Below are 12,582 nucleotides of genomic sequence, written 5' to 3' on the forward strand. Positions count from 1 at the left end.
AATCAGGATAGGAAAAACACCATGACCATGAGCTATTACACACTGGGCAACAGCGGCCTGCGCGTCAGCCGGCTGGCACTGGGCACCATGACCTTTGGCACCGAATGGGGCTGGGGCGCGGACAGGGAAACCGCGCGCGCCATGGCCGACGCCTATGTCGAGGCCGGCGGCAATTTCTTCGACACCGCCGACCTCTACACCGGCGGCACAGCCGAAACCTGGCTCGGCGAATTCATCGCCGAGCGAGGCTTGCGCGACAGAGCGGTGATCGCCACGAAATTCACCTTCAACGCGGAGCCCGGCAATCCGAACGCCGGTGGCAATGGCCGCAAGAACATCTTGCGCGCCGTGGACGCCTCGCTGAAGCGGTTGGGCACTGACTATATCGACCTCTACCTCCTCCATGTCTGGGACGGGCTGACGCCGGCCGAGGAGGTCATGCGCACGATGGATGATCTCGTGCGTGCGGGCAAAATTCGCCATGTCGGCCTGTCCGATGTGCCGGCCTGGTATGCTGCCCGCGCGCAGACGATCGCCGAGTGGCGCGGCTACGAGCCGGTGTCCGCCCTGCAGCTGGAATATTCGCTGGCGGAGCGTTCGATCGAAAATGAGTTCGTGCCCTTCGGCACCCGCCATGGCGCAGGAATCATGGTGTGGAGCCCGCTGGCCAGCGGGCTGCTCAGCGGCAAGTACCGGCCGACGCAGGACGGCCATGTCGGCCGGCTCGACGGCTTTCGCAACACTACTCATCCGGGGTTCCAGAAGTTCACCGAGCGCAACTGGGCGATCCTGGCGGAACTCGAAAAAGTGGCCGCCGAACTCGGACACAGCATGGCGCAGGTCGCGCTCAACTGGGTGGCAACGCAACCGGGCATCGCCACCGTGATTCTTGGCGCCACCAAGCTGGCGCAGTTGCAGGACAATCTGGCGGCGCTGGATTTCACGTTACCCGCCGAGCTTCGCGCGCGGCTGGATACGGTCAGCAAGACACCGCCGCCATTCCCCTACGCCTATTTCGGGTCCGACATACAAGCCCGGGTTACCGGCGGCGCCGTGACCGGCGACAAGCCGTTGGGCTATGCGCCGCCGCTGCTGGTCGAGGGCGACGCCGTCAGCATCACCAGCAACTGACGGGCCGCGACCGGAAGGCGGAATTGGGCGAGGGGCGCCGCGTGACATCGCGGCGCCCTTCGTGTATCGGAACTCGGCATCGCGCCAGCGGCGGCGCCCGCGCGAGGGCGGCCTGCCCAGGCTGCCACACGAAATAATGACGAGGTCCAGATGACGGCAAAGCCCCTCTATCGACGTGTCCTGCTGAAAGCGTCGGGCGAAGCGTTGATGGGCGAGCAGCATTTCGGCATCGATGTCTCGGTGGTCGACCGAATCGCCGCCGACATCGCCGAAGCCCGCGCACTTGGTATCGAGGTCGGCGTCGTCATTGGCGGCGGCAATATCTTTCGCGGCGTGGCGGTGGCATCCAAGGGCGGCGACCGTGTCACCGGCGACCACATGGGCATGCTGGCCACCGTCATCAACTCGCTGGCGCTGCGCACCTCGCTGAACAAGATCGGCGTCGACGCCGTCGTGCTGTCGGCCATAGCCATGCCCGAACTTTGCGAGAGTTTTTCCCAGCGCCAGGCCACCGCCTATATGAACCAGGGCAAGGTCGTCATTTTCGCCGGCGGCACCGGCAATCCGTTCTTCACCACCGATTCGGCCGCGGCCTTGCGCGCCGCCGAGATCGGCGCCGACGCGCTGTTCAAGGGCACCCAGGTCGACGGCGTCTATTCGGCCGATCCCAAGAAGGATCCGAATGCGACCCGCTTCGAGCGCATCAGCCATGCCGAAGTCATCAACAAGGGCCTTTCGATCATGGATACCGCCGCAATTGCACTTGCGCGCGAAAACAACATCCCGATAATCGTCTATTCGATCCACGAAAAAGGTGGTTTCGGCGATATTCTGCGGGGCGGCGGCCGTTGCACGATCGTCGCCGACGAGTGACCCGGAGTATACTCTCCTAAAAAGGGATCAGTTTTCGAAAGAGGGTCCGGATATAGGCCCTAAGCAGTGAACCCGGATCAAACGGGTCGAGGAGACTAAGATGAGTGGTGAGTTCGACGACCTCAAGCGGCGCATGGATGGCGCGATCGCCGCCTTCAAGCACGATCTGGCTTCGCTGCGCACCGGCCGTGCCTCCAGCAATCTGCTCGACGCCATCCAGGTCCAGGCCTACGGCACCACCATGCCCATCAACCAGGTGGCCAACGTGTCGGTGCCGGAGCCGCGCATGATTTCGGTTTCGGTCTGGGACAAGTCGATGGTCGGCGCGGTCGACCGTGCCATCAGAGAATCCAATCTCGGCTTCAATCCGATCGTCGACGGCACCAATCTCAGAATTCCGCTGCCCGAGCTCAACGAGCAGCGCCGCAAGGAACTGGTCAAGATTTCGCATGGCTACGCCGAGAACGCCCGCGTTGCGGTGCGCCATGTCCGTCGCGACGGCATGGACTTCTTGAAGAAGGCGGAAAAGGACGGCGACATCAGCGAGGACGATCAGCGCAAGCGCTCCGATCAGGTCCAGAAGCTGACCGACGAGACGATCAGCACCATCGATCACCTGCTTTCCGATAAGGAAGCTGAAATCATGCAGGTTTAGGGTCGGCCCACACCGGCCCGAAAGCGAGACCATGGCAACGCCCGCGCATGTCGCGATCATCATGGATGGAAACGGACGCTGGGCCAAGGCGCGCGGCATGCCGCGGCTTGCCGGCCATCGCGCTGGCGTCGAGGCGCTGCGCAAGACGGTGCGCGCCGCGCCCGGTCTCGGCATTTCCTTCCTGACCGTCTACGCCTTTTCGTCGGAAAACTGGTCGCGGCCCAAGGCCGAAGTCAGCGACCTGATGGGGCTTTTGAAGCTGTTCATCCGCCGCGATCTGGCCGAACTGCACCAGAACGGTGTGCGCGTCAGGATCATCGGTGACAGGGCGGGGCTGCAGCCGGACATCAGGGGCCTGCTCGAAGAGGCCGAATCGCTGACTGCCCGCAATGAATCGCTGACCTTGGTCATCGCCTTCAACTATGGCGGGCGCGACGAGATCGTGCGCACGGCACGCAAGCTCGCAGCCGCAGTGGCGCGCGGCGAGATCGACGCAGAGGCGATCACGGCAGACACTTTTGCCGCCGCCCTCGACACCGCAGGCATTCCCGATCCGGAGCTGGTCATCCGCACCAGTGGCGAGCTTCGGCTGTCGAACTTCCTTCTGTGGCAGGCAGCCTACAGCGAACTGGTTTTTCTGCCTTGCTACTGGCCTGACTTCAGCCGCGAACACCTGGCCGACGCATTGCGCGATTTTGCTGGCCGCGAGCGCCGTTTTGGCGGGCTTGCCGCTCAAGATGTCGCTGCCTCGTGATCGGCGGCGGGATGAACAATCTTCAGCTTCGCATCGTCTCGGCGCTGGTGCTGGCCGCAATAACGCTTGGCCTGACCTGGTTGGGAGGGCTGTGGTTCCGCCTGCTTTGCGCCGGGATATCGGCGGTCATCTTCTATGAATGGGCGCGCATGTCGCGCCCCTTGGCCGGTGCGACCCTCGGCTTCATTCCCGAAGCGCTGCTTCTGGTTTTCGTCGTCGCCCTGGTTGCAGGCGTGCCGGCATCGTGGCTTCTGTCTCTTGTCCTGGCCATGGTTGTGATCGCTGCTGTCGGCGCCCGTATGCATGGAGCGGCGCAATGGGATGCAGCCGGTCTTGCCTACGCGGCTTTGTCCGGCTTATCGCTGGCGCTGCTGCGCGGCGGCGACCATCCCGGCCTGGTCGCAATCCTGTTTCTGTTCGCCGTGGTCTGGGCGACCGACATCTTCGCCTATTTCGTCGGCCGCTCCGTCGGTGGGCCCAAGCTCGCGCCATCTATATCCCCCGGCAAGACGCAGAGCGGCGCGCTTGGCGGCGCTGTCGGCGGCGTGGCCGCCGGCGTGCTTCTGGCTGCCGCCGCCGGGGCCGGCAATCTTGGCGTCCTCGCCTTGGTTGCGCTGGTGCTGTCGATTGTTGCCCAGGCTGGCGATCTCTTCGAATCCTGGGTCAAGCGCCGCCACGGCCGCAAGGATTCAAGCGCGTTGATACCCGGGCATGGCGGTGTCATGGACAGGGTGGACGGGCTTGTCGCGGCGGCTTTTGCCCTATACGTGATCGGCTGGATTTCGGCGGGCGCCGATCATCCGGCGCAGGGGCTGTTTCCGGCTTGAGTGATATTTCACGGCGAAGAAATGGCGCACGCCACGGATTCGCCTGGATTGATGTCACAGTCGCGGCGACACCTTTTGCCGCGGGTGAATTTGAGGGCACGACTTGAACGAAATTCTTCACGCGTTTTTCAGCACGGAAGGCTTTGTCCTCGGCACGCTGGTGCCGTTTCTGTTCGTGCTGACCGTGGTCGTCTTCATTCACGAAATGGGACATTACCTGGTCGGCCGCTGGTGCGGCATTGGCGTGAAGGCCTTTTCGATCGGCTTCGGCCCCGAACTTCTCGGCTTCAACGACAGCCACGGCACGCGCTGGAAGCTCTGCGCCATACCGCTCGGCGGTTATGTCAAATTCGTCGGCGACATGAGCGCCACGTCGAGCCAGCCGAGTTCGGAAGATCTGGAAACGCTGACTGACGCTGAACGCAAGGTCGCCTTCCACACGCAGCCGATCTGGAAACGCGCCGCCACGGTGGTGGCCGGACCGCTGTTCAACTTCCTTTTGACCATTGCCGTCTTTGCCGTGCTGTTTTCCCTCTATGGCCGCCCTGTGTTTGAGCCGATGGTGGCGGCGGTCACCGCCGGCAGTCCAGCCGAAAGGGCCGGCATTTTGCCAGGCGACCGATTCGTCGCCGTCGACGGCAGCAAGGTTGAGACCTTCGCCGACGTCCAACGCCTGGTCTCAGGCCGCGGCGGCGACGCTATCAGCTTCACCATGTTGCGCGACGGCAAGGAGGTCACCGTCGTCGCGACGCCGGAGCCGATGGAGCAGCTGGACGCACTGGGCAACAAGGTCAAGGTGGCCGTCATCGGCGTCGTCAACAACAAGGATGTCGGCCAGCCCAGGCTGATCACCTACAGCCCTGTCGGAGCAGTCGGCGCCGCGGTCGAGGAGACGGGGCACGTCATTCAGCGCACCGGCCAGTTCCTGCAGCGATTCGTTGTCGGCCGCGAAGACAAATGCCAGCTGGGCGGCCCGATCAAGATCGCCAAGATGTCGGGGCAGGCGGCAAAGCTGGGCTTCCTATGGCTGGTGCAACTCGTCGCCGGCCTGTCGGTCGGGATCGGAATTCTGAACCTTTTGCCGATTCCCCCCCTCGACGGCGGCCATCTCCTGTTCTACGCACTCGAAGCCGTTTTCCGGCGTCCGGTATCGGAGCGGATGATGGAAATGGGATACCGGGCCGGCCTCTTTCTGGTGCTGGGATTTATGGGCTTCGTCTTCTGGAACGATCTGTTTGGGTGCTGAAATCATGAAGAAATTTGGCTTCAGCACCGGCAATGTTGAGACGCCGTTTACCATGCACGGGGGTATGCGTGACGCGAAAGCCACGCATCAGGGTTAAGTAATTACAAATTAACCAGAAGCCTTGCGTGTAGGGAAAATCCGGTTAATACGGTAGGAGAAATTACCGCACGTCCGGTTTTCTCGCCGTGGGGACTTCGAGAAAAGGTACAAAAGCCCGATGAAGGCAGCATCCAAATTTTTGAGCGCCGCGTCCGCGGTGGCTATGTCCGCCGCTCTGGTTGTACCAGGTGCGCTCGCCGTGCAGTTCGTTGCCACATCTGCGGCGCAGGCAGCCGTTGTCTCGAGAGTCGAGGTCAGCGGCAACCAGCGTGTCGACGCCGACACCATCCGCAACTACATCACGATCAAGCCGGGCAAGGCGTTTTCCAGCGCCGATATCGACGATGCGGTCAAGGCGCTGTTCGGCACCGGGCTGTTCTCGGACGTGCAGATCAATCAGGTCGGTTCGACGCTGGTAGTCAAGGTTGCCGAATACCAGGTCGTCAACCAGGTTCTGTTCCAGGGCAACAAGAAGCTCAAGGACAACGCGCTGGCAGTCGCCGTGCAGTTGAAGCCGCGCGGGACGTTCTCGCAGGCAACGCTCGACTCCGATGTCGAGGCGGTGAAGGCTGCCTACAGGCGAATTGGCCGCGATGACGCCACTGTCACGACGCAGATCATGGATCTCGGCGACAACCGGGTGAACGTGGTCTTCAACATCAACGAAGGCGGCCGCACCAAGATCGCCGCAGTCAATTTCGTCGGCAACAGCGCCTATTCGAGCCGTCGCCTGTCCGACGTCATCGCCACCAAGCGCTCGAGCTTCCTGTCCTTCGTGCTGCGTGACGACGTCTATGACGAGGACAAGCTCCGCGCCGACCAGGAATCGCTCCGCCGCTTCTATTACAATCACGGCTATGCCGACTTCCAGGTGGTCTCAGCTGTCGGCGAGCTCGACGACACGACCAACCAGTACACCGTTACCATCACCGTCCAGGAAGGCGACCGCTATACGTTCGGCGACGTCAGCGTCGAGAGCACCATTCCCGAAGTCGACTCGAAGGCGCTGGAATCGGTGGTTCAGACCCACAAGGGCGACGTCTACAACGCCAAGGATGTCGAGGACACCATCATCGCGCTGACCGAAAGGTCGCGGGTTCGGGCTATGCCTTCGCCCAGGTGACGCCGCGCGGCGATCGCAACTTCGAGAACCACACCATTTCGGTCGTCTATACGATCGACCAGGGCACCAAGGCCTATATCGAGCGCATCGAAATCCGCGGCAACGACCGCACACGCGACTATGTCATTCGTCGTGAATTCGATGTTAGCGAAGGCGACGCCTTCAACCAGGTCTTGATCCAGCGCGCGAAGAAGCGGCTGGAACGGCTGGATTATTTTGAGAAAGTCGACGTTTCCACCGTGCCGGGCTCGGAACCTGATCAGGTCGTGCTCGTGGTTGACGTGGTTGAGAAATCGACCGGCGAGTTCTCTGTCGGCGCAGGTTATTCGACCGGTGGCGACACTGCCGGTCCGTCCGTCGAAGGTTCGGTCGCGGAGCGCAACTTCCTCGGTCGTGGCCAGTACATCAAGGTTTCGGCGGGTGGCGGCAAGAATTCGCGCGACTACAGCCTGTCCTTCACCGAACCCTATTTCCTCGGGCGCCGTATCGCTGCCGGCTTCGACATCTTCCAGCAGACCCGGAATTACAGCAAATACGACAGCGAGACCCTGGGCGCGACAGTTCGGTTCGGTCTGCCGATCACCGACAACATCTCGACCCAGCTGGCGTACAATATCGCCCAGGAGAAATACAAGCTCGACGACGGTTGCGATGACACGCCTCACGATGGGATTCCTGACGCCGACTGCAAGATATCTCCGGCGATCGTCCAGGGAATTGACGAAAGCCCGTGGATCAAGTCGTCGGTCAGCCTTGGGCTGGTCTACAACACCATCGACGACATGAAGAGCCCGCATGAAGGCATCTACGCCACCACCACCGTGGAAGTGGCCGGCCTTGGTGGTGATGCCAAATTCGTCAAGGTTACCGGTCGTGGCACCGTCTACCAGACGCTGTCCGAACAGCTGGATCTGGTCGGCCTGATCTCGGGCGGTGCTGGCCATATTGCGGGCTATGGCGATAACGGCTTGCGTATCTTCGATCAGTTCCAGAGCAGCGACCGCATGATCCGCGGCTTCGAGTATGGTGGCATCGGTCCTGCGGATATTGCAACGGGTGACCACCTTGGCGGCACCACCTATTTCAATGCGTCGGCGGAAGCTCAGTTCCCGATACCGGTCATTCCGGAAAGCTTTGGTGTGCGCGGCGCCGTGTTTGCTGATGCCGCCACACTGTATGGCAGCAAGATTAACGTCGCCGGGGTTACTCAAGCTTCAACTGATCTAGAGTTGCGCGCTTCGGTTGGTGTCGGCTTGTTGTGGTCATCGCCTTTCGGCCCGATCCGCATTGACTACGCGATGCCCGTCAAGAAGGAAAAGACCGACGACGTGCAGGAATTCAACTTCGGCATGTCGAGCCGCTTCTGATCTTGCGGTAACGATGCTTCCGGGCCGTTGGGGTCCGGAAGAGAATTGATCCGACCTAGCTGGATATTGCTTCTGGAATGACCGATCCGGTGTTCTTCGCGCCATCACGCCGGTATACGGCCGGCGAAGTCGCGAATCTGACCGGCGCATCGCTCGTCGATTCCGATCTTGCCCACATATCGATCGATGCGTTGGCGCCAGCCAATGAAGGCGGCGAGGGTGCGCTCGTCTTCGTCGACGGCAAGCGCAATTTCGCGCTGATGCAGTCGCTGAAGGCGGCGGCCGTGTTTTGTCCCGCCGAGTTCGCGGGCAAGGCGCCGGCCGGCATCGCGGTTCTGGTTCATCCGCGCCCGCAGCAGGCCTTCGCCATGATCGGCCGGCTGCTGTTCCCGACGGCGGCTACGCCGGGACCGATGACCAGCGAAACCGGGGTCTCGCCGCAAGCTCATGTCGATGCCTCGGCGCATATCGAGGCCGGGGCGATCATCGAGGCCGGAGCGGTCATCGGCCCCCGCGCTTCCATCGGCAGCGGAACGGTCATTGCCCCCCACGCCGTTATCGGCCCCTCCTGCCAGATCGGCCGTGACGGCTACATTGGGCCGGGTGTCAGTGTTCAGTATGCGCTGATCGGCAACCGCGTCATCATTCATGGCGGCGCCAGGATAGGCCAGGACGGCTTCGGCTTTGTCGGCGGCGCCAAAGGCCCTGAGCGTGTGCCGCAGGTCGGCCGCGTCATCATCCAGGACGATGTCGAAATCGGCTCGAACACGACCGTCGATCGCGGCGCCATGTCGGATACGGTCATCGGTCAGGGCACCAAGATCGACAATCTGGTGCAGATCGCCCATAACGTTCGCATCGGCCGCAATTGCATTATTGCCGGCTCTCTGGTATTTCCGGCTCCGTCACCGTCGGTGATGGTGTCACCATGGGCGGCGGCGTTGGCCTTGCCGATCATTTGACCATCGGATCAGGGGCCAAGCTTGCTGCAAGAAGCGGGTTCATGAGCAACGTGCCGGCGGGCGAGATCTGGGGAGGCTATCCGGCGCAGCCGATGGCGGAAGCCATGCGCGAGATCGCCATGCTGAGGAAGCTCGCCAGGACGCGCAAGCAGGGCGAAGGGGGAAGTAGCTGAGATGGTGCCGGCGACGCTCGAAGCGGTCGATATATTGGGGTTGATGAAGCTTTTGCCGCATCGCTATCCCTTCCTGATGATCGATCGCATCATCGAAATCGACGGCAATGATTCTGCCATCGGCATCAAGAACGTGACCATCAATGAGCCGCATTTCCAGGGCCATTTCCCGGATCAGCCGGTGATGCCGGGCGTGCTCATCGTCGAGGCCATGGCGCAGACCGCCGGCGCGATCTGCATCCGTAACCTCAACACGGAAAAGCCGTCGCTGGTCTATTTCCTGACCATCGATAATGCGAAATTCCGCAAACCGGTCGTGCCGGGCGACCAGTTGAAAATCCACGTCAAGAAAATCAAGATGCGCGGCAACCTGCTCAAATTCGCCTGCGAGGCCATGGTGGAGGGCACAAAGGCCGCCGAAGCCGAGATCTCGGCAATGATGGTTACCGGCTGACGGTTCGAAATGCTCATGAAAATACAGACTTCAATCCACCACTCGGCCGTCATCGAGGCCGGCGCGCAGATCGGCGAAGGCGCCGCAATAGGACCTTTCTGCTATGTCGGCGCTGACGCCGTGATCGGTGACCGCGTCGAACTGGTCAGCCATGTCTCGGTGCTGGGCGCGACAACCATTGGCGCCGCGACCAAGGTCTATCCAATGGCGACACTGGGCGGACCGCCGCAGAACACCAAGCACAAGGGCGGCCGCACCACTTTGGTCATCGGCCAGAACTGCACGATCCGCGAAGGCGTGACCATGCATCTCGGCACCGATTCCAGCCGCGGCGAGACGACCGTCGGCGACAACGGCAATTTCCTTGCCTATGCCCACATTGCCCATGATTGCGTCGTCGGTAAAAACGCCACCTTCGCCAATGGCGCGACCCTGGGCGGCCATTGCGAGGTTGGTGACAGCGTTTATATTGGCGGCCTCAGCGCCGTTCATCAGTTCGTGCGTGTTGGTGACAACGCCTTTCTCGGCGGCTGCTCGGCTTTTGTCGGCGATGTCATTCCCTACGCCATTGCGGTGGGCAATCGCGCGAGCCTGCGTGGACTCAACATCATCGGCCTGAAGCGCGCCGGGTTGCCGCGCGCCGAAATCTACCTGCTGCGCAAGGCTTACAAGACCATCTTCGACCGCTCCCGCACTGTCGGCGAGAACATCGAATTCGCCAAGGCCGAGTTTGCGTCGTCGCCGACGGCCATGAAAATCATCGATTTCATCACCAGTCGCGGCAAGCGGCATTTTGCCGTCCCGTCGCTTAAGGGTGGCGACGGCGACGATGCCGATGACGAAGGCTGAGGCCACTTCAACGGGCCTCGATCTTGCGCCGGACGCAAGGGTCGGCATCATTGCCGGCGGCGGTAGCTTGCCGGTCGAAGTTGCCGCCGGCCTGGCGGAGGCCGGACATCGGCCTGTCATCATCCTGGTCGAAGGTCAGGCCGACCGTCAGTCCGACCTCACAATCTATGAGCGTGAAAGCCTTGCGCTGGAAGACATCGGCTCGCTGATTGCGTTGCTGAGGCGCCGGCGGATCACCCATCTTGTGCTTGCCGGCGAGATCAGGCGCAGGCCGCGGTTGGTCGACATGCGTCCGAACCTTGGGCTACTGGCACTTATACCCTCGCTCGCCATGGCGCTTGCCCGCGGCGATGACGGGCTGTTGAAGATATTGACCCGCGGCCTGGAGGCACGGGGCGTCAAGGTCGTCGGTGCGCATGAAGTCGTGCCCCGGCTCGTCGCGGCCGAAGGGCCGCTGACCAAAGCAGTGCCGCGAAAGTCCGACTGGCGCGATATCGAGGCGGCACACGCGGCGGCAAAGGCCATCGGCGCGCTCGACATTGGCCAGGCGGCAATTGCCATCGGTGGCCGCACTGTTGCCCTGGAAGGCGTCGAGGGCACCCACGGACTGCTCGAGCGGACGCAGCAGTTGCGCGGCCATGGCAGGCTGGCCGGCAAGACGCGCGGTGTCCTGGTCAAATGCGCCAAGCCTGGCCAGGAATTGCGTGCCGATCTGCCATCTATTGGCCCCCAGACCGTCGAGGCGGCGCATGCCGCGGGGCTCGCCGGCATTGCCGTCGAAGCCGGCCGTTCGCTCATCCTCGAAGGCCCCGCCGTTCTCGCGCGCGCCAATGCGCTCGGCATGTTCGTGTTCGGCCTGCCGGCTGCGGGGGCTGTCCATGGCAGCTGAGAAGCCGCTGAAGATTGCCATCGTCGCCGGCGAAGAATCCGGCGACCTGCTGGGCGCCGACATCGTGCAGGCGCTGAAGCGCATGACCGGGCGCGAGGTGCAACTCGTCGGCACTGGCGGGCGGCATCTGCAGGCGCTCGGACTGGCGCCGCTGTTCGACGGCGCCGAGATCGCGCTGATGGGGCTCAGCGCCATCCTGCGTGACTTGCCGCGCCTGATGCGGCGGATCAGCCAGACGGCAAGTGCTGTCGCCGCCGAAAAACCCGACTGTCTGATCACCATCGACAGCCCCGATTTCTCGCTGCGCGTCGCCAAAAAGGTCCGCGCCACCGATACGTCGATCCCGATCGTCCATTATGTCTGCCCGAGCGTCTGGGCGTGGCGGCCGGGTAGGGCGGCCGCGATGAAGCCCTATGTCGACCACATACTGTGCATCCTGCCTTTCGAGGTAAAGGAGCTCAGCCGTCTCGGCGGCCCGCCCGGCACTTACGTCGGACATCGCCTCACGCATGATCCAGGCGTGCTGGGCGCGGCCAGGGCGCAAGCCCAGCCACGCGATCTCTCGGCCGATCACGTCAAGACGCTGCTCGTCCTGCCAGGGTCGCGGCGCGGCGAGGTGAGCCGGCTTATCGGTCCGTTCGGCGAGACGGTGTCGGCGCTGCGCGCGCGTGGCCACCGGCTGCGGCTGTTGCTGCCGACGGTGCCGCATGTCGCCGAACTGGTCAAAACATCGGTGGCGCGCTGGGATCAGGAGCCGGAAGTCATCCTCGATCCCGAGCGCAAGTGGCAGGCCTTCGGCAAGGCCGATGCGGCGCTGATCGCGTCTGGAACGGTGTCACTGGAACTGGCGATGTCGGGTGTCCCGATGATCTCTTGCTACAAGTTCGATCCGATCATGCTGATGGCGCAGAGCCTGATCACGGTGTGGAGCGCTGCTTTGCCCAACCTTATTGCCGACCGGCCGGTCGTGCCGGAAAGCTACAACCAGTATGTGCGGCCGCACTATCTGGCGCGGCAGCTCGAGGCACTGTTCTCAGACACCGCCTACCGCGCTTGGCAAAAGGACGGCTTTGGCGAGGTTGCCAGACGCATGGCCACCGACAGGCCCTCCGGCGACATCGCCGCCGAGGTCGTTCTTCGCCACATCGGGAGAGCGAATAGGCTTAGCGAGTGAATAGTG

Annotated in this window: 10 protein-coding genes and 2 pseudogenes; all 12 read left to right on the forward strand. The window is 62.7% G+C overall.

Translation table 11 applies throughout. From position 1 onward, the window contains the following. The first annotated feature begins 21 nt into the window (after positions 1-21). The 12 genes and pseudogenes from NLY44_RS07015 (at position 22) to lpxB (ending at position 12,576) form a co-directional block, all read left to right on the forward strand. Positions 22-1,131 (forward strand): aldo/keto reductase, encoded by a 1,110-nt coding sequence (locus NLY44_RS07015; protein ID WP_023806104.1) that lies wholly within the window; start codon positions 22-24, stop codon positions 1,129-1,131. 150 nt (positions 1,132-1,281) lie between these two features. Continuing rightward, the gene (gene pyrH / locus NLY44_RS07020; protein WP_023671026.1) at positions 1,282-2,004 is read left to right on the forward strand and encodes a UMP kinase; all 723 of its coding nucleotides are present in this window, start codon (positions 1,282-1,284) and stop codon (positions 2,002-2,004) included. 100 nt (positions 2,005-2,104) lie between these two features. Continuing rightward, complete coding sequence (gene frr / locus NLY44_RS07025) at positions 2,105-2,659, forward strand: ribosome recycling factor (protein WP_023671027.1); 555 nt, start codon at positions 2,105-2,107, stop codon at positions 2,657-2,659. A 31-nt stretch (positions 2,660-2,690) separates the two neighbouring features. Further along, positions 2,691-3,413, forward strand: coding sequence for an isoprenyl transferase (locus NLY44_RS07030; RefSeq protein ID WP_502882052.1), 723 nt, complete (start codon positions 2,691-2,693; stop codon positions 3,411-3,413). Positions 3,414-3,424: 11 nt separating this feature from the next. Then, entirely contained in the window at positions 3,425-4,240 is an 816-nt protein-coding gene (locus NLY44_RS07035) for a phosphatidate cytidylyltransferase (protein ID WP_023806105.1), read from the forward strand. Between the two features lie 103 nt (positions 4,241-4,343). Then, complete coding sequence (rseP, locus tag NLY44_RS07040) at positions 4,344-5,486, forward strand: RIP metalloprotease RseP (protein WP_023754870.1); 1,143 nt, start codon at positions 4,344-4,346, stop codon at positions 5,484-5,486. A gap of 217 nt (positions 5,487-5,703) precedes the next feature. After that, positions 5,704-8,075: pseudogene (bamA, locus tag NLY44_RS07045) on the forward strand (outer membrane protein assembly factor BamA). Positions 8,076-8,152: 77 nt separating this feature from the next. After that, a pseudogene (lpxD, locus tag NLY44_RS07050) lies at positions 8,153-9,210 on the forward strand (UDP-3-O-(3-hydroxymyristoyl)glucosamine N-acyltransferase). Between the two features lies 1 nt (position 9,211). Further along, a complete protein-coding gene (gene fabZ, locus NLY44_RS07055; protein WP_023684696.1) occupies positions 9,212-9,664 on the forward strand; it encodes a 3-hydroxyacyl-ACP dehydratase FabZ in 453 nt (150 codons plus the stop codon). A gap of 15 nt (positions 9,665-9,679) precedes the next feature. Beyond that, the gene (gene lpxA / locus NLY44_RS07060; protein WP_023688575.1) at positions 9,680-10,513 is read left to right on the forward strand and encodes an acyl-ACP--UDP-N-acetylglucosamine O-acyltransferase; all 834 of its coding nucleotides are present in this window, start codon (positions 9,680-9,682) and stop codon (positions 10,511-10,513) included. Continuing rightward, positions 10,500-11,402, forward strand: a complete 903-nt coding sequence (locus NLY44_RS07065) for an LpxI family protein (protein ID WP_023806106.1) — start codon at positions 10,500-10,502, stop codon at positions 11,400-11,402. The genes lpxA and NLY44_RS07065 overlap by 14 nt, the downstream gene beginning before the upstream one ends. Continuing rightward, positions 11,392-12,576: a lipid-A-disaccharide synthase gene (gene lpxB, locus NLY44_RS07070; RefSeq protein ID WP_286456867.1), complete on the forward strand. Its 1,185-nt coding sequence runs from the start codon at positions 11,392-11,394 to the stop codon at positions 12,574-12,576. The genes NLY44_RS07065 and lpxB overlap by 11 nt, the downstream gene beginning before the upstream one ends. Positions 12,577-12,582: the final 6 nt, after the last annotated feature.

Origin of the sequence: Mesorhizobium sp. C089B (assembly GCF_030323125.1) — a bacterium.
Taxonomy (GTDB): domain Bacteria; phylum Pseudomonadota; class Alphaproteobacteria; order Rhizobiales; family Rhizobiaceae; genus Mesorhizobium.